This is a genomic window from Actinoplanes sp. NPDC048796 (genome assembly GCF_040650035.1).
Classification (GTDB): Bacteria; Actinomycetota; Actinomycetes; order Mycobacteriales; family Micromonosporaceae; genus Actinoplanes.
Genome location: NZ_JBEZGO010000024.1, coordinates 1 through 20834, shown reverse-complemented (window position 1 = coordinate 20834; position 20834 = coordinate 1). Strand labels below are relative to the sequence as shown.

Annotated in this window: 20 protein-coding genes; 12 read left to right on the top strand and 8 right to left on the bottom strand. The window is 70.4% G+C overall.

The features are described 5' to 3' along the window. Positions 1-242: 242 nt before the first annotated feature. The 3 genes from AB0C26_RS44135 (at position 243) to AB0C26_RS44125 (ending at position 4293) form a co-directional block, all read left to right on the top strand. Positions 243-1280, top strand: coding sequence for a hypothetical protein (locus AB0C26_RS44135; RefSeq protein ID WP_360260695.1), 1038 nt, complete (start codon positions 243-245; stop codon positions 1278-1280). 131 nt (positions 1281-1411) lie between these two features. Further along, positions 1412-1924 carry a nuclear transport factor 2 family protein gene (locus AB0C26_RS44130; RefSeq protein WP_360260692.1) on the top strand — a complete coding sequence of 171 codons (513 nt, stop codon included), beginning with the start codon at positions 1412-1414 and terminating at the stop codon, positions 1922-1924. 104 nt (positions 1925-2028) lie between these two features. Beyond that, positions 2029-4293, top strand: coding sequence for a hypothetical protein (locus AB0C26_RS44125; protein ID WP_360260690.1), 2265 nt, complete (start codon positions 2029-2031; stop codon positions 4291-4293). 83 nt (positions 4294-4376) lie between these two features. Here the strand turns inward: AB0C26_RS44125 and AB0C26_RS44120 are convergent, their stop codons facing one another. Continuing rightward, on the bottom strand, positions 4377-4784 hold the full coding sequence (locus AB0C26_RS44120) for a helix-turn-helix domain-containing protein (RefSeq protein WP_360260891.1): 408 nt from the start codon (positions 4782-4784) through the stop codon (positions 4377-4379). A 118-nt stretch (positions 4785-4902) separates the two neighbouring features. Between AB0C26_RS44120 and AB0C26_RS44115 the strand changes: the two genes are divergently transcribed. Continuing rightward, positions 4903-5757 (top strand): NmrA family NAD(P)-binding protein, encoded by an 855-nt coding sequence (locus tag AB0C26_RS44115; RefSeq protein ID WP_360260688.1) that lies wholly within the window; start codon positions 4903-4905, stop codon positions 5755-5757. A gap of 34 nt (positions 5758-5791) precedes the next feature. On the opposite strand, the gene AB0C26_RS44110 is transcribed toward AB0C26_RS44115, so the two are convergent. After that, the gene (locus tag AB0C26_RS44110; RefSeq protein WP_360260685.1) at positions 5792-6889 is read right to left on the bottom strand and encodes a DICT sensory domain-containing protein; all 1098 of its coding nucleotides are present in this window, start codon (positions 6887-6889) and stop codon (positions 5792-5794) included. 84 nt (positions 6890-6973) lie between these two features. On the opposite strand from AB0C26_RS44110, the gene AB0C26_RS44105 reads away from it, so the two are divergent. Further along, the gene (locus tag AB0C26_RS44105; protein ID WP_360260682.1) at positions 6974-7381 is read left to right on the top strand and encodes a hypothetical protein; all 408 of its coding nucleotides are present in this window, start codon (positions 6974-6976) and stop codon (positions 7379-7381) included. Positions 7382-7390: 9 nt separating this feature from the next. Here the strand turns inward: AB0C26_RS44105 and AB0C26_RS44100 are convergent, their stop codons facing one another. Next, the gene (locus AB0C26_RS44100) at positions 7391-7738 is read right to left on the bottom strand and encodes a hypothetical protein (protein ID WP_360260680.1); all 348 of its coding nucleotides are present in this window, start codon (positions 7736-7738) and stop codon (positions 7391-7393) included. A gap of 95 nt (positions 7739-7833) precedes the next feature. Then, the gene (locus tag AB0C26_RS44095) at positions 7834-8037 is read right to left on the bottom strand and encodes a cold-shock protein (RefSeq protein WP_360260677.1); all 204 of its coding nucleotides are present in this window, start codon (positions 8035-8037) and stop codon (positions 7834-7836) included. Between the two features lie 231 nt (positions 8038-8268). On the opposite strand from AB0C26_RS44095, the gene AB0C26_RS44090 reads away from it, so the two are divergent. The 3 genes from AB0C26_RS44090 (at position 8269) to AB0C26_RS44080 (ending at position 10247) form a co-directional block, all read left to right on the top strand. After that, positions 8269-8550: a hypothetical protein gene (locus AB0C26_RS44090; RefSeq protein ID WP_360260674.1), complete on the top strand. Its 282-nt coding sequence runs from the start codon at positions 8269-8271 to the stop codon at positions 8548-8550. Beyond that, on the top strand, positions 8543-8911 hold the full coding sequence (locus AB0C26_RS44085) for a hypothetical protein (protein WP_360260671.1): 369 nt from the start codon (positions 8543-8545) through the stop codon (positions 8909-8911). The genes AB0C26_RS44090 and AB0C26_RS44085 overlap by 8 nt, the downstream gene beginning before the upstream one ends. A 103-nt stretch (positions 8912-9014) precedes the next feature. Then, complete coding sequence (locus tag AB0C26_RS44080; protein WP_360260668.1) at positions 9015-10247, top strand: SpoIIE family protein phosphatase; 1233 nt, start codon at positions 9015-9017, stop codon at positions 10245-10247. Between the two features lie 99 nt (positions 10248-10346). Here the strand turns inward: AB0C26_RS44080 and AB0C26_RS44075 are convergent, their stop codons facing one another. Next, positions 10347-10694, bottom strand: coding sequence for an STAS domain-containing protein (locus AB0C26_RS44075; RefSeq protein ID WP_360260665.1), 348 nt, complete (start codon positions 10692-10694; stop codon positions 10347-10349). A 190-nt stretch (positions 10695-10884) separates the two neighbouring features. Beyond that, positions 10885-11715, bottom strand: coding sequence for an aldo/keto reductase (locus tag AB0C26_RS44070; RefSeq protein ID WP_360260662.1), 831 nt, complete (start codon positions 11713-11715; stop codon positions 10885-10887). A 280-nt stretch (positions 11716-11995) separates the two neighbouring features. Between AB0C26_RS44070 and AB0C26_RS44065 the strand changes: the two genes are divergently transcribed. The 3 genes from AB0C26_RS44065 to AB0C26_RS44055 are packed head-to-tail and all read left to right on the top strand — an operon-like array spanning position 11996 to position 19170. Beyond that, entirely contained in the window at positions 11996-18142 is a 6147-nt protein-coding gene (locus tag AB0C26_RS44065; protein ID WP_360260660.1) for a polymorphic toxin-type HINT domain-containing protein, read from the top strand. Next, entirely contained in the window at positions 18142-18633 is a 492-nt protein-coding gene (locus AB0C26_RS44060; protein WP_360260658.1) for a hypothetical protein, read from the top strand. Before AB0C26_RS44065 ends, AB0C26_RS44060 begins: the two co-directional genes overlap by 1 nt. A 12-nt stretch (positions 18634-18645) precedes the next feature. Next, complete coding sequence (locus AB0C26_RS44055) at positions 18646-19170, top strand: SUKH-4 family immunity protein (protein WP_360260654.1); 525 nt, start codon at positions 18646-18648, stop codon at positions 19168-19170. Here AB0C26_RS44055 and AB0C26_RS44050 read toward each other — a convergent pair. Together AB0C26_RS44050 and AB0C26_RS44045 are read right to left on the bottom strand one after the other, a co-directional pair. Further along, positions 19133-19573, bottom strand: a complete 441-nt coding sequence (locus tag AB0C26_RS44050) for a hypothetical protein (protein WP_360260651.1) — start codon at positions 19571-19573, stop codon at positions 19133-19135. The genes AB0C26_RS44055 and AB0C26_RS44050 overlap by 38 nt on opposite strands. A 49-nt stretch (positions 19574-19622) precedes the next feature. Next, complete coding sequence (locus AB0C26_RS44045) at positions 19623-20132, bottom strand: hypothetical protein (RefSeq protein ID WP_360260649.1); 510 nt, start codon at positions 20130-20132, stop codon at positions 19623-19625. Positions 20133-20264: 132 nt separating this feature from the next. Here AB0C26_RS44045 and AB0C26_RS44040 point away from each other — a divergent pair, with 132 nt between their 5' ends. Further along, on the top strand, positions 20265-20738 hold the full coding sequence (locus AB0C26_RS44040; RefSeq protein ID WP_360260646.1) for an SRPBCC family protein: 474 nt from the start codon (positions 20265-20267) through the stop codon (positions 20736-20738). The last annotated feature ends 96 nt before the right edge of the window (positions 20739-20834 follow it).

Sequence of the window (20834 nt, the reverse complement as noted above, 5' to 3'; positions counted from 1 at the left end):
ACCAATGGGCCCGTCGTGAACGGCGGCTCGACGACGGTGACACCGCTGCCGGGGCTGAACAGGCGGGCGGCGCGCTCGGGACGACGCCGATGCGGTCGGTGCCGGCGAGCTGTCGCTCTGTCCACTCCCGTGTAGGCGCAGCGCGCCCCGCCGTTGTAATGGTCCGGACGGCTTCCACGATCGACTTGCCCTGCTTGACCGCGCGGGCGATGAGGTAGCCGTCGGCGTCCTCGATCAGGTCGTTGAAGCCGAACGACGAGGCCACGCCGGGCACGGTGAGCTTGCCCGCGGCGAATCCCGTCCCGAGCGTACTGCTTCTCGGAGTTCCGGCCGGCGCCCCGGCCGCGACGATAACCATTACAGTCGCATTCGTGAGCGCAGACCAGGGTCTTGTCCAGGTGTCCGATTCGTTTGGTGTACGCCGTGCCCGAGCCGGAACGATCCTCGCCGATGACGGGACGAACTATCAGGTCAAATGGGATGACACCGACGAGGAAGAGCTTGTCCCGCGGGGTGCCGGCGTTCACGTCGCGGCGAGGGGTTCGCTGCGCTTCCTGGCCCTGTCCGACTCCCGGCTGTTCCACGGCGTCTTCGCCCAAGAGCCCCTCGCGGTGGTTCTCCGCCTGCTGGCCGAGTCGTCGGTTCCGCTGAAGGTGCGAGAGATCCGGGAGCGTCTGGCCGAGCTCGGTCTTCGGAACGAGACCTGGGCCCGGTACGGGCCCCGCGCGCTGGCGGTTCTGCCCAAGTGGCCAAATGTCGTCCGGCGGCAGAAGGGCGACACTCTGGCCTACACCTGGGTGGGGGATGACCTTCCCGAGCTTCCGGCAGAGGCCGAGCCTGAACCGGAGCCGGCACCTACGCCCGCGCCCGCGCCTGCGCCGAAGGCCGCTCCTTCTCCCGCCAAGCCGATCGTGGCGGCTGCAGCACCGGCCGAACCGGCGGTGCCGTCCGCCGAGCGCCTTCGGCGGCAGATGAGCGCCGCGCGGAGCCTGGGCGAGGTTGCTCGCCTGCTCACGCTCCCGAAAGAGTTCGTGGCTGAGTTGTCACCGGAGGTGGTCGCCTCCGCGCTTCGCCGGGTCGCCGCTGAGGACCGGCTGGTCGCGGGCTTGCTCGACGCCCTGACCGCCTCCGGGCCGGTCGGTGCGCTGACCGAGGAACTGGCGGCGGCCCGGGCGGCGAACGCCGCACTTCAGAGCCGGGTCGACGAGCTGGAGGAGTGGTGGACGGCCCTTGAGCAGAGCACCGATCCGGGCGCCGCGATCCGTCAGCCGGGTACCTGAGGAGCTTCCCCTGTGCGATGCCGGCGCACGCCAGGAGGTGAAGGTCTCGGGTCGTTGACCACGCGTGGCGCCTTGTCGATCGCCTCACCCCCGACGGGATGAAGGCACCGGGGCGCGGGCAGTATCGGTCCATGGGGACCAGCGCGCAGCACACAGTGATCGCGGCCTGGCGGGCCGCCGGGGAGAGTGGCGACGCGGCGGCGGCCGGAGCGTGCCTCGCCGCGGACGTCGAGCTGATCTCGCCACTCACCGGCAAGTTCCGGTTTCGTGGGCCGGGCGAGGTGACCGAGGTGCTGTCCGCGGCGTTCGAGATCATCCGCGACATTCGCTATCACACCGAGCTCGGCGACGACCGTACTCGGGCGTTGTTCTCCTTCGGGGTCGCCGGCCGTGAGCCGCTTGAGGAGGCGCAGCTTCTGCGGCTGGACGATGACGGGCGGATCCGCGAGCTGACTTTGTTCGGGCGGCCCGTGCCGGCGTTGACCGAGGTGATGGCGGGCATCGGCCCACGCCTGCTGCGCCGTCAGAAGCGGGCCGGTCTGGCCCGCGTGGTCGGTTTCGCGACTGCTCCGCTCAACGCCATGACGCGCCTCGGCGACCGCCGCCTGGTTCCGCTGGCCGATCCGAGAAGGCGCCGCGGCTGAACCTCGGCTTCACCAGACAGCGGTCGCCGGGCGGCCTTCACCGATCCATCATGGACTGTCTATGATCTGCCGGCCCGGAATTCCGGGCCGGCCCGGGGAGTCCCATGAGAAAACTCTTGTTGTCCATCCTCGCGGCGGTTCTCGCCGCCACCACTTTGACGAGCACGCCCGCCTCGGCCGCCGAGAGCTGCGGCGGTTCCCTCGCCATCGGCGACATCGTGCGATGTGAGTCGATCAGCGGCAGCCAGGAGCACGTCTACTTCGTCAGCGTTCCCAAGGCGAACGACGTGCTCTACACCATGCTCACCCGCGGCAGTGGCGAGTCGCCCCAGGCCCGGGTCACCGGCCCGAACGGCGCCGGCGTCTGCACGTTCCAGTCCGACGCCGGCCGGTGCCAGCTCAAGGGCGCGGGCACGTACAAGGTCATCGTTTCGCTCTACTTCCAAGGGTCCGGCGACTACACGCTGGGTGTGCAGTCGCTCAAGTCGCCGTCGTCCTGCGCGACCCTGCCCGCCTCGTTCTTCTCGTTCGCCTCGACCGGGCAGGCCGGCGCGCTGCCCGCCGGTGCTCCCGGTGACTGCTTCCGGTTCAATCAGCCGGCCGGCAGCGTGCTGCGTCTCTGGTCGCCCAAGGGCAACGGCGACATCCAGGGCGACATCCTCGACGCCGATCTGCAGCCGGTCTGCCAGATCCGGTACGCCCAGTACTGCACCCTCACCGGCGCCGGGCCCTACCGGCTGAATCTGGCCGAGTACTACGGCGCCGAGACCCCGTACACGCTGCGCATGTCGCGCGTCTCGAACGCGGCCGGATGCCAGGTGCTGCGGACCGCGCCGTTCGGCGATGTCACCGCGTACGAGGGAACCGGCTCCTTGCCGCAGCAGCAGGACATCACCTGCCACAAGACGCACGTGGCCGCCCCCGGCACCCTCGCGGTGCGCATCCACAACGACCAGAGCGTCGCCTGGACGGTGTACGACGACGCGGGTGAGCCGCTCTGCTCCAAGTGGGGGCAGGAGCCGTGCGCCGTGCCCGCGGCCGGTGACTACACGGTCATCTCGGAGAGCCAGGACTGGAATCCGGTCAGCTTCCGGATCGCCCTGCCCGCCCTGTTCCGCAACACGGGCTGCGCTCCGGCGACCGGGCTCACGTGGGCCACGGCCGCACTGGTCGTGTCGCAGAGTTCGGCCGTGCAGACGAACTGTCACCCGTTCCGGGCGGACGCCGGGGACCGGGTCGTCGCGTACGCCGCGCCGACGACGTACAACGAGGTCCGCAAGACGATCGTCGACAGCACCGGCGCCGAGGTCTGCCCCGGATACAGCGACCAGGACGGCTGCGTCGTACCCGCCACCGGCACCTACCGGGTCGTCTCCTACCTCGCCGACTGGAACGCGGAGTGGACCGAGCAGACCTACAAGCTGCAGGTGCGCCGGCTCTCCCAGGCCGCCGGCTGCCCGGTCGTGCGGCCCGGGGCCTATAACGCGCCGCCCGCGGGCGCGGCCGGGCCGATCCGGTGCCGGACGCTGGTCGTGACCGAGCCGGGCGCGTACACCGTCCGGGCCTTCGACGCCGAGAACTACGAGACCTACGGGCAGGTGTACGACGGCGCGGGGCTGAAGGTGAACGCCCGTGATCTGCCGGCCGGCCGGTACACCTTCGTGCTGAACGGCGGCGTCACGAACTCGGTGATCGACAACGATTTCACGTACGTCACCTCGTTCCTGCCCGCCCAGCCGGCCGGTTGCCCGGCCGGAACCGTCGACGGCCTGACCGGCGCCCCGTGGCACGCCGAGTTCACCACGGCCGGGGAGGTGCTGTGCCGCCGGCTGGACCCGCCGAACTCTTCGCGATTGGCTCTGCTCCGGCCGACCGACGGGCTCACCCCGGACACGTATCTGCTCAACGCCGCCGGCGAGCGTGTGTGCGACCTGGACACGCTCACCCAGTACGGTTGCCCGATCGCCGACGCGGGCCCGTACACGGCCGTGGCCCAGCAGGACGAGGGCGCCGCGCCGGGCTCGTTCGCCGCGGCGTTCGCCCGCGTCGACGGGGCGCCGGACTGCCCGTCGCTGCCCGCCGGCGCCGACGGCGCGACGGCCCGCACGGGCGGTGACCGGATCGCCGCGTGTTTCACCATTCCGGCCGATCAGCATGCCGGGCGGGAGACGTTCACCTGGCAGCGCACCGCGGGCGAGGGCACCGCTCGGCTCGCGGTCTTCAGCTCCGACGGCATCCGCTACTGCCGCACGGGCGCTTTCCCGGACCGTACGATCACCTGCGCGCTGCCGGCGGGTCCGCTGACCGTGGTGCTGGAGGGCCCGTCCACGGACGCCGCGTTCCGCCTCACCCGCACCGCCGCGTCCTGACCGCCAACCCAGCCGGGTGCCTCCGATCCGGGAGGCGCCCGGCTGGCGAGATCGGCCGGGTGAAGGGATTCCGCCGACGCCCTTTATCTTCCGGTGCGTTCGTCGTACTTCTCGCGGGCGTCGACGACTTCCTCGATGTGCTGGATCGACCACTCCGTGAGTGCCTTCAGGGGGCCGCGCAGGGTCTGGCCGAGCGGCGTCAGCTCGTACTCCACCCGGATCGGCATCTCCGGATACGCCGTCCGCAGGATCAGCCCGTCGCGTTCGAGCGTGCGCAGCGTCTGGGTGAGCATCTTCTCGCTGATTCCCTCGAGCTGCTGCCGCAACTGCGTGAACCGGCGCGCTCCATGCCGGCCGAGCTCGCCCATCACCAGGACTGCCCATTTGCTGCCGATCTGGTCGAGCACGTCACGCGATGGGCAGCCACGCGTGTACGGGTCCCACGGTGTTGTGGACTCGCTCACGTCCCGGGACGTCGCCACGTACCTCACCTCGATCCTCACGTCCGGGTGGGGACCTTACCCGAAAGTTCGCCCTTACCAAAAGAGAGTGACCAGGTCATCGTGGGTTCACGCCGCGGATGGCCCGCGGCAGAAGGGCGCCACCGTCATGTCGATCGTTGTCACCGCAGCCTCCGGACATCTGGGCCGGCTCACCGTCGAAGCGCTGCTGGCCCGTGGGGTGCCGGCCTCCGAGATCGTCGCGACCAGCCGTGACGTCAGCCGGATCAAGGACTTCGCCGACCGCGGGGTCGAGGTCCGCCGGGCCGACTTCGCGGAATCCGCCAGCCTCCCCGCCGCCTTCGAGGGCGTGGACAAGCTTCTGCTGATCTCCACCACGACCCCGAGCGAGCGCGTCGCCAACCACCGCCGCGCCATCGACGCCGCGGTGGCGGCGGGCGCGTCGCTGGTCGCGTTCACGAGCATGCTGTACGCGGATACGTCCACCACCAGCCTTTCTCCCACCCACCGGGCCACGGAGGAGTACCTGCGCGAGCGCCTGCCCAGCGTGATGCTGCGCAACGGCTGGTACCTGGAGAACTACACCGGCCAGCTCCCTCAGGTGCTGCAGGGCGGAGTGCTCGTCGGGGCCGCCGGAGAGGGCCGGATCAGCGCTGCGACCCGAGCCGACTACGCCGACGCCGCCGCGGTCGTGCTGACCACCGACGGCCACGCCGGCCAGGCGTACGAGCTGGGCGGCGACGAGGCCTTCACCCTGACCGAGCTGGCCGCGGCGATCTCGGCCGTGACGGGCAAGCGGGTCGAGTACACCGATCTGCCCATCGACGCGTTCACCGAGGCGCTGGTCGGCGCGGGTGTGCCCGCCGAGCTGGCGCAGGTCCTCGCGGATGCCGACCGAGCCATGAGCCACGACGAAATGTTCACCGACTCCGGTGACTTGCGGCGCCTGATCGGGCGGCCGACGACGACCCCGGTGGAAGCGATCGCCGCCGCCCTTCGCTGACCGGCCGGCGCTTCGGACGGGCGATGCGCGCCGGTCAGCCGGCGATGGTCACCACCGGGGCGTTCTGGGTGACGGCCCAGTCGAGGGCCCGGTGCAGCTCGTCCTGGGGGAGCGGCCGGCGGCGGGTGACCGTCAACGCCACCGTGACCGTCGCCGACAGAAAGGCGCTGCGGGCCTCGGCGGCGGAGAAGGCGGCGACCAGCTCGTAGGCGAAGCGTACGGCGGCATCCTGGTCGAGAGCCGGCAGCAGCAGCATGAACTCGTCCGGGCCGGCTTTGACCGCCCGGTCGCCCGGCCGCAACCGGCTCACGAGCAGTTCGATGGCGGCCTGGTGCTGCCGGGTGGCCGTACGGCCGATCGGTCCCTCCGGAGCCCCGGCGGCATGGGTGATGCGGACGGCCAGCACCGCGACCGGCAGCACGCCCGAGGCGGTGACGCCGGTGGTTCCGGTCCAGCGCAGCAGGCCCGGCTCGCCGGCCAGGTCGGTGTCGCCGGGCGTCTCCGGCTCCCGGGTCTTCCCGGGGCCGGAGCGCAGGCGGTCGTGGTCGCGCTCGGCCCGGGCCGTGAACAGGCGCAGGGCGGCGTCGGCGCGGCTCTCGCCGGGGGTGGCCGGGAGGTCGCGTACCCGGTCGACGACCGCGTCGACGGCCGAGCGGGCCGCCGGGGAAAGGCGGTCGCCGAGCTGCTTGTGCAGGCGCAGCACCTCGTGCAGGGCCTCGTCGCGGCGGAAGCTGGTCCGGGCTTCGAACAGGCGCCCGCTCTCCAGCGTCGCCGCGCCGGCCTGGAACTGCTCCAGGTCGTACGCCACCAGCACCGCACCGAAACGTGGGGTGAGCACGGCGACGGTCCACTCCCGCGCCAGGTCGTCCTTCTCGTCGAGCAGCACCGCCTCCGCCCCGGCCGGCGGCTCCGGCACCTGATCGCCGACCAGACCGACCACGGTGGCCGCGGCCCGGCCCGCGATGCTCTCGTAGACGCGGCGTTCCCGTTCGAAATAAGGCAGCCGCTGGAAGAGTGCGAAGACCACCATGGGCCCGTCCTCGGCGGCGGCGAGGGCTGCGCGTTCGATCGCGTGGGAGGCGGTCACGAGCGTTCTCTTGGTCAGCCGTTGCGCGGCCGGGGTGTCGGGCACCGCCGTAGCCTAGGGACCTCGCGCCGTCGTCGCATCCGCTGACCGGCCGGCCGCGGTCGCGGCATCGGGCGCGATCATGGGCTGGTGGAACTTGCCGAGATCGCTCTGCTCACCGCCGCCGCCGTCCATCTGGGCTTCCAGGTCACCGTGACCGGCGTCGTCTATCCGGCGCTGGCCCGGGTGCCGCCGGATCAGTGGGGGCCGGCCCACCGCGCCCATACTCAGGCCATCACGCCGGTCGTCGTGGTGGTCTACGGCTCGCTGGTGGTGACCGGCGGGTGGGTGCTGTGGTCCGGGCCGAGGGTGGGGGCCTGGGTGGCGCTGGCCGCGACGGCTGTTGCGCTGCTGGCCACCGCGCTGGCTGCCGCGCCCGCGCACGGCCGGCTCGCCGGCGGCCGCGATCCGCTGGTGTTGCGCCGGCTCCTGCGGGCCGACCTGGTGCGTACGCTCGCCGCGGCGGTGGCGGTGGCGGCGCTGATGACGGTCCGGTGAGGCGGCCGGTCAATCCTCGCGGTCTCGTTCGTCCATCAGGTCCGCTCGCCGATCGAGGTCAGCTTGTCGGCTGTCGAGCATGGCTTCCCGCCGCGTTTGTGTCTCGTCTCGGCGATCGGCGGCTTCGGACCGCTGATCGAGGGCGTCCTGACGCCGGTCGGCGGCCTCTTCACGACGACGCGCGGCATCGGATGTGCTCGAGGTGGGCGGCCGGTCTTGCAGGTCGGCCTGGCGATCATCGCTGACCCGGCGGAGCCGTTCCAGCGATGCCACCATCTCGGCGGTGAAGCGGTCTTCAGGCATGGATTCACTGTGCACCATGACGGTCGGCTTGCGGGTGCTGATGGCATTGTTCATTCGTCCCGACCCGGCCGCGGCCCGGCCGAATGGGACCCGAAATGCCGGACGGCGGCCCGCTGAACCAGTCGGGCCGCCGTCCGGATATCAGCGAATCAGAGCGTGCGGATGTTTTCCGCCTGCGGACCGCGCTGGCCCTGGGCGATGTCGAACTCCACCCGCTGATTTTCGTCGAGGCTGCGGAATCCGCTGGCCGAGATCGCCGAGAAATGGGCGAAGACGTCAGCGCCGCCGCCGTCCTGGGCGATGAAGCCGAAGCCCTTGTCACCGTTGAACCACTTCACAGTGCCTGTTGCCATGTCTGCTCCTTCGCAGGCTGTCGGAGACCGCGAACTGCGGGCTCTCACGCCGCCGCGTTGATGACCTGCGTCGAACCGACACAAAAAACGAAAAGCGCCTGGACGGATCTTAGATCCATCAGGCGCCGAAAACGTCTACGGAAATCAAAACTGCAACTGGGCAAACAGTATCACAGAATTGTTGGGCAGCCGGGTCAAATATTTCGCCGACCGGTGGGCAAGGATCGGCCGGTGGATGCCGTGTCGGTTCTGATTTTTGTCCTGGCCGCGGTCGTGGTGGTGCGGTGGGTCGCGGGCCGGACCGGGTTGCCCGCCGCCGCGCTCCTTCCGCTCGTCGGCATCGGATACGCCGTGCTGTCCGGGCCCAACGTGACCCTCGATCCGCACCTCATCCTGACCTTCGTCCTGCCGCCGTTGTTGTACAGCGCCGCCCTGGACTCGTCGATGCTCGCGATCCGCCGCGACGGCGCTCGGACTGCGCGCGGCCGGCGACGACCAGGCCGGTGTGCGTGACGAAGCCCGGTCGGCGTCCGTCGCGGCCGCCCTCGCGGCCCTGGACGACCTGGAGGCAGAGGAACACGACGACGTCAGTGCCGCGGTGATCGAGACGATGCGCGGGCAGCTCCAGGCTCGTTTGAGCCGCTACCGCGACCGGATCGACCTGCTCCGCGACAACGAGGACTCGATCGGTCCACCGGTTTCACCGCAATATGAGGCTGCCTTGCACGTACGCCGGGTGGCTCTCGACGCCCGACGGGACGAGTTCCTGCGCTGGCGCGATGCCGGGTGGTTGCCCGACGAGAGTCCGCGCGTTCCGGAACGCGAGCTGGACCACGAGGAGCGGCTGCTGCCGGACCGGCCGACCCGCCGGTGACCGGAAACGCGGTCCGCTGACCGCCGGTCGACCAGGAGCCCGGTCAATGCGAAGATTCCAGGGTGAAGCGACACCGCCTGCCCGATTCCCGCGTCGGAGGATCATGAGCGAGGCTCGGCGGCATACCGACAAACCGCCGGCGGCGAGGCGCCGTGCAGCCGAGGAGGCAGCCTTCCCGGCGCTGCTGGAGGACGACATCGACGACCTTTACGACAACGCGCCGTGCGGTTTCCTGTCGACGCTGCTGGACGGAACGATCGCCAAGGTCAACGCCACCCTGCTGGACTGGCTCGGTCTCTCCCGCGACGACCTGGTCGGCCGCCGTCATTTCGTCGATCTGCTGACCGGCGGCAGTCGTCTTTATCACGAGACGCATTTCGCGCCGTTGCTGCGGATGCAGGGAAAGGTCGGCGGTATCGCGCTGGAACTGCTCACCGCCGATGGGACAGCGCTGCCGGTTCTGGTCACCTCCGCCGTCAAGACCGGCGGTGACGGCGCGCCCATGCTGATCCGGACCATGGTTTTCGACGCTCGGGAACGGCGCGCCTACGAGCGGGAACTGCTCGGTGCGCGACGTCGCGCCGACCAGGACCGGGAACGGCTGCGCCTCCTCGTGAGCGGACTGCAACGCAGCCTGTTGCCGGCCACGCTGGCGGCGCCGCCGGGCATGACGACGTCGGCCCTCTACCACATGGCTTCGCCCGACGAGGTGGGCGGCGACTTCTACGATCTGTTCCCCCTCGGCGCCGGGCGCTGGGGTTTCTTCCTCGGCGACGTACGCGGCAAGGGCATCGGCGCCGCGGCGGTGACCGCCGCGGCCCGCTACACACTGCGCGCCGCCGCCGTCTACGACCCGGAGCCCGCCGCGGTGCTGGCGAATCTCAACGCCGTGCTCTATCAGGACTATCACGATCAGGGACACCGGCATTGCACAGTCATCTTCGGTGTGCTCGAACGAGAGGGTACGGGGTATACCGCCTCGATCGCTTCCGGTGGGCATCCGCCCGCCCTGCTGGTCCGGGCGAACGGCGTCACCGAATATCAGAGCACCGAGGGCGGCGCGCTGATCGGCATTCTGCCCACGGCGCGGGTGGCGACACGCACCGTGCGGCTGGACCCGGGCGATACGTTGCTTCTCTACAGCGACGGGCTGACCGAGGCGCGTAACGCCCCGGACGGCGAGCGGTTCGGCGATGAGGCACTGCGTGCTTTCGCCGAAAGTCACGGCCCCACCGAGGCCGCAGCCGTCGTCCGCGCTCTCACCGGCCTGCTCGCCGGCTTCGACGACGTCGATGACGACGTCGCCGTCATGGCACTCAGCGTCTCCGGCAACTGATCCGTCAGCCGAGGTTCTCGGGCCGCCGTCCTCGACGGGGCCGGGGGGCCACGGTCGACGGACGCGACGCCGCGGGCGGCCGGGAAGGTGACCGTTCGGTCATCCCGGCGGTGTGACGTTCTCGTCGACGGCAACGAGCATCTCGTAGACGCCACTGATCTCCAGTACCCGGCGGACCGGCCGCGCCGGCTCGGCCAGGAAGAAGCGGCGATTGACGGCCGCGGCGTGCTGATAGGCGGAGATGAAAGCGCCAAGGGCGGCCGAGTCGACGAAGGTGACGGCCTTGAGGTCGGCGGTGACTCCGGTCGTGCCGGGCTGGTCGAGCTGCTCGACGAGCAGCAGGCGCAGGTGTCCGGCGGCCACCAGATCCAGTTCGCCGCTGAGGGTCACCGTGGAGACGCTGCCGTGCCGGGAAACGTCGGCCGACCACAGCGGAGTCTCGGTCATCGGGTGTCCTCGCGCCGCGGGATGAGCGCTCGGCCGTCAAGGCACCGCGACGCTTGGATGTGATCGACCGTACTCCAGTGCGCCGCGCCGCGCTCATGACGGCGCTGTCTGACGGGCTAGGCGCCGGTGTGCTTGTCCATCCACCACCCGCAGCTCATGCCGACGCCGAGGTTGCCGGCGCGGACACACTCTAGATCAGCGCCGCGTAATCGGCGTCGGAGAGTTCGGCGCTCGCCGCTGCGATGTTTTCCTCGAGGTGGTGCGGGGACGAGGTGCCCGGGATGGGGAGCATCGCCGGGGAGCGGCGCAGCAGCCAGGCCAGCGCGAGCTGCGACGGGGTGAGGCCGGCCCGGCGGGCGATCTGCTCGAGCCGGCCGCCGGGGCGGGCGAGCTGGCCGGTGGCCAGCGGGAACCAGGGGATGAAGCCGAGGCCGGTCTTTTCCGCGTAGTCGAGCACGTCCTCGGAGTCGCGGTCGGCCAGGTTGTAGAGGTTCTGCACGCTGGCGATGGGTGCGATTCGCCGGACGGCGCGGATGTCGTCCACGCTGACCTGGGACAGGCCGATGTGCCGGATCTTGCCTTCGGTCCGCAGGTCGGCCAGGGTGCCGATCTGGTCGGCCAGCGGTACGCGCGGGTCGATGCGGTGCAGCTGGTAGAGGGGGATCTGTTCGAGGCCGAGGTTGCGCAGGCTCGATTCGATCTGGCGCCGGATGTACGCGGGCCGGGCGTCGCCGCCCCAGCGGCCGGGGCCCTGCCGGGTCAGCCCGACCTTGGTGGCGATGACGACGTGGTCCGGGTAGGGGTGGAGCGCTTCCTTCAGCAGCTGTTCGGCCGCGTTCGGGCCGTACGAGTCGGCGGTGTCGAAGAAGTTGACGCCGAGCTCGACGGCGCGGCGCAGCACCCGCACCGCGTTGGCCCGGTCGGCCGGGAAGCCCCACACGCCGGGCCCGGTCAGCTGCATCGTGCCGAAGCCGAGCCGGTTGACCGGCAGGTCACCGCCGAGGGCGAAGGTCTCTGTCATCGCTGTCCTCCCGAGGACTGGGCACGGATTTGCGGGGAAGTTGGCGTGAGGCACCTGGACAGCTTTCTTCGGTCCCGGAGGCCAGGCATCAGTAAGACGACTAGCTCGCCCGCGGCGAGCGCGTCGCCGCGCCGGCCATGAAACGGTTCAGAAGCTTTCCTGGTGCGCTACCTCCTCCGTTCGGACGACGTGAGACTTAACCGTTTGAGCCATTGATTGATCTTTATCGATGCTGAAGCGTGTGGGCTGCCTGTCAACGCACAGTCACGGGGGAGTGCTCATGCGCGCAAGGCACCGTCGGCTGCTGTCCGCAGCCCTGACCTCAGTCCTGATATCCAGTTATCTCGCGGTGTCGCCCCAAGGGCCCGCGACCGCGGCGCCGCCGCCGGTGGCGCCGGCCGGGGCCGATCCGGTGGATCGCGGCCTCCCCAAGGAGGCCACACCCCACCACGGCCTGCCGGCCGGTGAGGCGGCACCGCCCGTGCCGCCCGCCGTGGAGTCCGCGGGTAAGCCGGCGAAGGTCGACGGCCGCGCCCTGCGGCGGACGGCCACGGCCAAGGCCGTGCGGGCCGACGCGCAGGCCGATGCGCCGGGTACGCCGATCGTGCGGTCCGGTTTCACGCTCGGCGACACGTCACTTGTCGTGTACTTCGACGCGCAGGTCGCCGACGGTGACCCGACCTCGTGGGCCCGCTGGTGGGCCACCGTGCGCGACGTCGAGTCCGGCACCGAGCAGCGCTCCACCGACCAGGGCCGGGCCGATCTGAGCCGGTGCTCGTACCCGGCCACCTTCTGCCGGACCTTCGGCGCGGCCGAGGGCTGGGTGCTCGACCCGGCGCGCAAGTACACGGTGACGATCACCGTGGCCACCGGCGAGGGCGAGCTGAGCAGCGGCGAGTCGCAGCCGGCGCAGCCCCGGCGGGTGGAGACGCCGCCGTCGGTACCGACGAGTCAGGCCGTGGGCTGCGGCTGCGCGACGGTGCTGGGCGGCACCGTACGGGCGCAGGCCTTCCGCGGCCAGATGGTCAACACGGGCACCGGCACGTTCCAGCGGGTGGAGCAGGACTTCGGCATGCCCTCGTACGGCATTCCGTTCCGGCTGGCCCGCTACTACTCGTCGGGCAACACGGCGCCGGGCATGTTCGGGCCGGGCTGGTCGTCCACGTACGACATCCGGATCGTCTCGGCCGACGGCGGCGCGGCCCGGGTGCGCGCCGAGGACGGCTCCGAGGCGGTCTACACCGGCGGCGCCGACGGCAGCTACGAGGCGCCGGCCGGCGTGCGGGCCCGGCTCACCAAGGTGGACGGCGGGTGGCAGCTGGTGCCGCCGGACAAGCGGGTGCTGCGGTTCGACGCCGACGGCAAGCTGATCTCGATCAAGAACGCCCGCGGGCACGGGGTGACGCTCGCGTACACGCCGCAGGGCGTCATCGACAAGGTCACCGATGCCGGCGGCCGGATCGTCGACTTCGACGCGCGGGCCGATCTGCGGCTGGTCACCAAGGTGACGATGCCCGACAACCGGGTGGTGCAGTTCGACTACGAAGGCACCCGGCTGCTCAAGGTGCAGGACGCGCGCCGCTACACCACCACGTACGGCTATGACGCCGCCGGGCGGCTGGCCACCGTGGTCGACGCGCGCGGCAACCGGCAGGTGTTCAACGAGTACGACGCCGCCGGGCGGGTGGGCCGGCAGACCGACGCCGAGAACGCGGTGACCACGTTCGCCTGGAACGCCGGCCGGCAGGAGGCGACCACCACCGACCCGGACGGTGTGGCCGTGGTCGACGGCTACCGCGACAACGTGCTGCTGTGGTCGCGCAACGGCAACAACGACGTGGTCAACACCCGGTACGACGGCAAGCTGCAGAAGAGCCTGGTGGTCGACCCGAAGGGCAACCAGGAGGAGACCACCTTCGACCCGGCGGGCAACCCGCGGTCGCGTACGGCACCCGAGCCTTTCTCCTTCACCCAGCTCAGCCAGTTCGACGGCCGCGGCAACCTCACCGAGTTCACCGACGGCCGCGACAACAAGTGGGTCTACACGTACAACGAGTTCAACGAGCTCACCAGCCAGCGCGATCCCGAGCAGGCCAAGGGCTACCGGTACGAGTACGACAGCCGCGGCAACGTGGTCAAGAAGACCGACCCGCGCGACAAGGCCACCACGTACGAGTACGACACCGACGGCAACCGCACCGCCGAGATCTCGCCGACGGGACGGAAGACCGTCATGGCGTACGACCGGACCGGCCGGATGACCTCGGTGGTCGACCCGCGCGGCACGGTGTCCGGGGCCAACCCCGACGCCTACCGCACGCGGTACACGTACGACGAGGAGAACACCGTCGTCGAGGTGCGGCAGCCGGGCAAGCAGGCGCCGTTCAAGAAGACCCTCGACGAGCTCGGTCAGGTCGTCGTGGTGACCGACCCGCTCTCCGGATCGACGCACACCACCTACGACAAGGCCGGCCGTCCGGTGCTGGTCAAGGACCCGGTCGGCAACACCAGCGCGTCCGCCTACACGCCCGCCGGCCGGCGCAAGTCGGTCACGGTCAACCCGGGCGAGCTCAACCTGACAACCCAATGGACGTACGACTCCACGGGCCGCGTCGCCACCGAGGTGGCGCCGTTGGGCAACGCCGACCCGGCCCGGGCCGAGCTGTACACCAGCCGCTTCCACTACGACTTCAACGGCAACCTGGTGCAGGCCGATCGGCCGTACGGCTCGGACGGCAAGCGAGCCAAGGTGGACACCGCCTTCGACGCCCTGGACCGGCCGAGCGGGCAGGTCGACCAGCTCGACCGCAAGACCAGCGTGCGCTACGACAACGCCGGCAACGTCGTCGGGATGACGAACGAGAACGGCGAGGAGCTCACGAGCTCGTTCGACGGCGCCAACCGGCGTACCGGCAGCGCGTCGGAGAGCGGCGGGGTCAACGCGGGCATCGAGTACGACGACGCCGGCAACCCGCTCAAGCAGACCACCCCGACCGGCGGCGTGGTCACCTGGAAGTACGACGACGACGGCCGGCCCACCGAGATCACCGAGCCGCGCGGCAACGTCGAGGGCAACAACGCGAGCGACTACACGACCAGGTACGGCTACGACCGCGCGGGCAACCTCGAGACGGTGACCGATCCGCTCGGCAACGTCAGCAAGAGGACGTACGACGCGAACGACCGGCTGATCGCCAGCACCGACGCGAACAACCACACCACGCGGCTGGGCTACGACGACAACGACCGCCTCACCTCGGTCATCGGCCCCGACGCGGCGAACGGGCAGGCGCTGACCTACCAGTACAACGCGAACGGCCAACTGGTCCGCCGCACCGATCCGCTGAACCGGTCGGCGTACACCGAATACGACAAGGCCGGCCGTACGGTCGCCACCACCGACCACCTGGGCCGGCGGCGGGAGTACGTGTACGACGCGAACTCGCAGCTCGTCAAGGAGATCACCGCGCGGATGGTCGAGCCCAACCGGCCCGACCCGAACATCCCCGCCAAGACCATCTTCTACGGCTACGACAACCTGGGCCGCCTGATCAGCAAGCAGCTGGGCGACAACGGGCCGATCAGCACGTTCGGCTACGACGCCAAGAACAAGCTCACCGCCGCCACCGATCCCAGCGGCACCCAGGTGCGCGAGTACGACAACACCGACCGGCTCACCAAGGTGGTCCGCGGCGACCAGGAGTTCGGCTACACCTACGACGCCGACGACCGGATCATCGGCCGCAGCTACCCGGACGGCACGAAGATCTCCGCCGGGTACGACGACGGCGACCGGATCACGTCGCTGACCAGCACCAAGGGCGGCACCTCGTCCCGGTACGAGTTCGGGTACGACGTCGCGGACAACCTGATCAAGACCACGTACCCGGCGTCGACCGGGGTGGTCGAGGAACGCGGCTACGACCGGGCCGGGCGCATGACCCGGATCGCGGCCGGCAAGGGCGACACCGTCCTGTCCGCCTTCGACCTGCAGCTCGACAAGGTCGGCAACCCCACGAGGATCACCGAGACCAAGGGGCAGCCGGGCCAGCCGACCGTCACCGAGGCCACCGCGTACACCTACGACGCGGCGAACCGGCTCACCGCCGAGTGCTTCGGCGCCCAGTCCTGCGCCGGCTCGTCGGCCGAGCGCGCGGATTACACGTACGACCTGGTCGGCAACCGCAGCACCAAGAAGGTGGTGGCGCCGGGCGAGAACACCACGACGTCCTACACGTACGACGCGGCCGACCAGCTCACCACGGAGCGGATCACCGGCAGCCGCAGCAACGAGCGGACCTTCGAGTACGACCTCGAGGGCAACCAGATCCGCGCCGGCAACAACCGGTTCACGTACGCCCTCGACCACACGATGACCTCGGCCACGGTCGACGGGAAGACCACCGATTACACGTACGACGCGGTCGGCAACCGGATCAAGGCGGTCACCGGCAGCGGCGCGCAGCAGGTCGTCCAGAACTGGCTCTGGGACCTCAACAACGACCGGCCCCTGCTGGCCGCCGAGACCCAGACCGGCGCCGGCGGGCGCTCCTATTTGTACGGCGCCGGTGGGGCGCCCCTGGCGCTGCTCGCCGACAACGGCGGCACGAGCTCGTACCTGCACGACTGGCTCGGCGGCGTGTCCGGCGTGGTGTCCGGGAACGGCGCTCCGCAATGGTCGTACGACTACGACGCGTTCGGCGTGGCCCGCGGCACCGGCCTGACCGACGGCGGCAAGAAGCTCGACGCCGACGCGCCGGCCAACCCGCTGCAGTACGCCGGCACCTACCGCGACGTCAGCCAGGGCGACCGGTACGCGATGGGCGCCCGCAACTATGACCCGGGCACCGGCCGGTTCGACGCCACCGACCCGGCCGCCCAGCCGGCGACGGACCCGGCGGTGTCAACGTACTCGTACACCAACGCCCGTCCGACGGTGTGGACCGACCCGAGCGGGCTCGACCCGGACAGCGCCACGGTGCCGGCCTACGGCAGCGCGAACGCGGCCGAGTACCGGATGAACAACCCGGAGGCCGCCGCCACCACCGTTGTGGCCAACAACCCCGACGGCACCACCACGGTCGAGGTCGAGAACCCCGAGTGGATGAGCGCGAAGAAGCTCGTCGACGAGGCCGACGGGTTCGTCAAGCAGATCGGCGACGAGATCGTCAACCTGATCCTCGACCTGGTCGGCTTCAACGACGCGAAGGCGTGCGTCACCGAGGGCGACATCGTCGCCTGCATCTCCACCGCGCTGCAGGCCGTGCCCTGGGGCAAGCTGTTCAAGGCGGCCAAGGTCGCGGTCAAGGCGATCGGCGTCGGCCGGCGGCTGATCGACGCGTACGGCCGGCTGAAAGCAGCCCGCTCCGCGCTCTCGAGCATCCCGCAGCGCATCACCAAGGTCGTCGGCGAAGCCACCAACAAGGTGAAATCCGCCGCGGCCAAACAGGTCGAGAACACCGTCGCGGCGGCCAAGGACCTGGGCGCCAAGGCCAAGGCGACCACGCAGAAGGCCGCCGGCAAGATCAAACAGAAGCGGAAGTCGACGACCGGGGAGAGCTGCGAGGTCGCCGCCGGCGCCGGCAAGCGGCTCGCGTCGCCCAACTCCTTCGTGGCCGGCACGCTCGTCCTCATGGCCGACGGCAGCACCAAGCCGATCGAGAAGGTCCAGCCCGGTGACACCGTCAAGGCCACGAACGCCGAGACCGGCGTCAGCGAGCCCCAGCAGGTCACCGCGTCGGTCACCGGGTCCGGTGACAAGAGCCTGGTCGAGCTGACCCTGGCCGGAGCCGGCGCCGGAGGTGGCGGCCCGCCGCGGAAGCTGACGGCCACCGCGGGCCACAAGTTCTACAGCCCCGGCAAGGGCTGGACCGAGGCCGGGGACCTGAAGGCCGGTGACACCCTCCGCGACTCCCGGGGCCGCGCGGTCACCATCACCAGGACCGTCGACCATTCCGCGGCCACCACGGTCTACAACCTCACGGTCAACGACACCCACACCTACTACGTGGTCGCCGGCGACGAGCCCGTTCTCGTCCACAACTGCGGCGGCTCCCTCGCGAAGCACTCGACCAAGTGCACGTGCGCCCAGGGCGGCGCGCCGCGGATCGTCCGCAACCCGTACGGCCGCGCCGGCGGACCGGCGCACCAGCGCGTCATCGACCAGGTGGAGCGCGACCTGCAGAACCAGGGCTTCACCACCCGCCGGGAGGTGCCGTTCAGCACGCCGACCGGATTCAAGCCCCACCGTGCCGCCGACGTCGCCGCCTACGATGCCAACGGCGCCCTGGTGTCGGTCCATCAGGTCGGCCTGCAGACCAAGGGCGGCATACCGGTCATGCGCGAGACCGAGGCCATGTCCGACATCTGGAGCGAACTCGACGACGGCGTCGAGATAGTCTTCCACCCGTATGGGACGGTCAAGTGATGGCGACCGGTAGACAGCTCAAGGTTTATCTCCACCCCGAGGACCGGCCGGCGGTCGACGACTACGTGCGGCGCGAACTCGGCGGCGTGCTGCTGCGGGAGCGCTCGGCCGACCGGGCCTCCCTGATGACCACCGACTCCCGGGACGGCATGGCCCGGCTCATCGGCCTCGCGTCGCAGGCGGCGCGACTGGAGCCGCGCTACGTCGAGCCGAGAGACGAGTGGGTGATGAGCCTCCAGTCGGGCCCGCTGATCGAGTGGTGGTTCTCGAAGCTCGACGACGATCAGCTCTATCCGGGCCGGTTCTACTACCTGCCGCACGATGACGAGCCGTTCACCAAGGCCGCCACCAGCCTCTTCACGTGGGTACGCCGGTACGCGCCGGCCGTGCCGGCGGAATGGGGCCCGGAGAGGCTGGGCCCGGCCGCGGCCGAGATGGTGCGAGCCGGGAAGCTCAGCCTGCGCCGGAACCCGCCCGGCTCCCGAGCCTGAGCCGGCCGGGCCGTGACGTTCGCCGAGCGGGACCCCAGCCTGCGGGCCGGACCCGACGTCACGGCCCGGCCGCCCCGGTTCCGGTACGAGGAAAGCGTGCTCGCGCTGATCCGGAACCCCGGCGCCCGGGACTACCTGTCGCGCCGGGGCCTGCCCACCGGCAACCCGCTGTTCTTCCCGGTGGCCGCGTATACGCACGCCGGCGAGGGCCGTGAGTTCGTCGTCATCGGCCACGACGGCACCGGTCTCTACTGCGTGGACGTCGTCACGGGCGAGGTCGTCATCACCAGCCTCGAGGTGGAGGACGGCATCGGGCACGTCAACGCGTCACCGCAGGCCTTCGACAGGTGCATAACGGAGTTCGTCCGCGGCCTGCCGTACGGACGAAGGGACAGCGAGCGCGAAGACCTCGAGTCGATGAGCGAAAACGTCGGCCACGTCCTGTCCGGCATCGACAGCTCCGTCTTCGACGACGATCCGGGATTCTGGCCCACCCTGCTCAACGACGTGGCAATCGGCGACTACGTAGCCGACTGACCCCTTCCCGGTACCGGAGCCAGGAGTCGCTGGCCGCGGCCATCTCGGCCAGATGGGGTGAGCCGATGGTCTCGTCTTTCAGCTTCCGCGACAGCTTGGCGAGCGCGGCGGCGAACGCGTCGACCGCTTCGGGGGAGGCGCCCGCCCAGGTCGGTAGTGCGGCGGCCCAGGACTCGGCTTGAGCGGGCGTGTGGCCGGCGCGGACGAGCCGGACCAGCATGCGGGCGGTGTCGAGCCAAACGCCTTTACAGAAGATCCGGCCGGCGCCGCGAGCGGTGAGCGTTGCTGCGAAATCGGCATTCGACCCGGCCCCCGCCTCCTGAACATGCTCGACGGGCCCGATGTGGGCGGTGATCACGTTGCGGAGCGCGGCCGGGAGCTGTCCCCACTGCTGCCGGGCCATGGTGCCTTTCCATAGCACGAGGATGCCGAGAGCCGGCTTGGGCGTGTGATCAACGGCGGGTGTAGATGGTTCCCTGTGTGGCCAGGTCGGTGAACCAGGTGGCGTCGGCGTGTGGGACCCAGGTGGTCTTCGCCCAGAAACGGCGTGCCTCGGTGGCGGTGGACGGCGGGCCGCCGATGAACCAGACGGCGACGTGGCGGAGGCTGGGCGCGTCGTCGGTCGCGACCGTGAGGTCGGTGTCACGGATGCACGGCTGATCCGCGCAGGGCTTGCCGTCCGAGATGTAGGTGAAGTTCACGGCGACCTTGAAACCTTCATAGGAATAGACGTCTGTCACGCCATCGTCGGCCAGGGGGCCGGAGGGGTCCATGCGGACGAGGCCCGGCGGCATGTCGCGCGGCATGATCGCGAAATGGGCTACCTGGCCCTTGCGCCGGGCTGCGTCGATCGAGGCCGCTGTCACTTCGAGGGGGTGGGCGGCGAGGAAGCGTTCGGTCGCCGCTTGCTGGACGGACTCTCGGTGGGCTCGGCGTAGCTGGCCGAAGACGCCGACCGCCACGAACGCGAACACCACGGCACCGGCAGCGATCGAGGCACGCTTCACAGGCCGCGACTATAGTCCGCCGGAGCGGCGGGTCGGTGATCATACTGGGAAGCTGAGGACGATCAACAAGGTGACGGGGGTTCGTCGATGGCTGAGTTCACGGTCGTGCAAGAGGTGGGCGCCCCCGCCACCAAGGTCTGGGCGGCGCTGGTGGACTGGCCCCGCCATGGTGATTGGGCGCCACTGACCGCCGTACGTATTCTGCCCGGTCCGGCCGAGGGGAAAGGCGTCACGTTCGTGGCCCGTACCGGCGTGGGCCCGCTGGCTTTCGACGACCCGATGACCGTGGTCGCCTGGCAGCCGCCGTCCGGTGACGGCGCGGACGATCGGCTCGGGCGATGCGAGGTGCGCAAGTCGGGTCGTGTCGTGCACGGCCGGGCCTGGTTCTCGGTGACGCCCCTGCCGGGCCGGCGGTGCCGTGTGGTCTGGTACGAGGACGTCACTGTCTCGCCACGGAACATCACCAGGTTCGCGGGACCGGTGCTCTCTCTCGCCGGGCGCCTGGGCTTCGCGGCCACGCTGCGCGCCCTGGCCCGGGACGTCGAAGGTGCCCCGGCCTAGATGTTCTGACCACGGACGTTGGTGACGGGGAGATCTTGAAATAGGTGAGGGCCTTCGGGTTCGGTGTGGATTGCGACGTCCTACCCCGAACCTGCG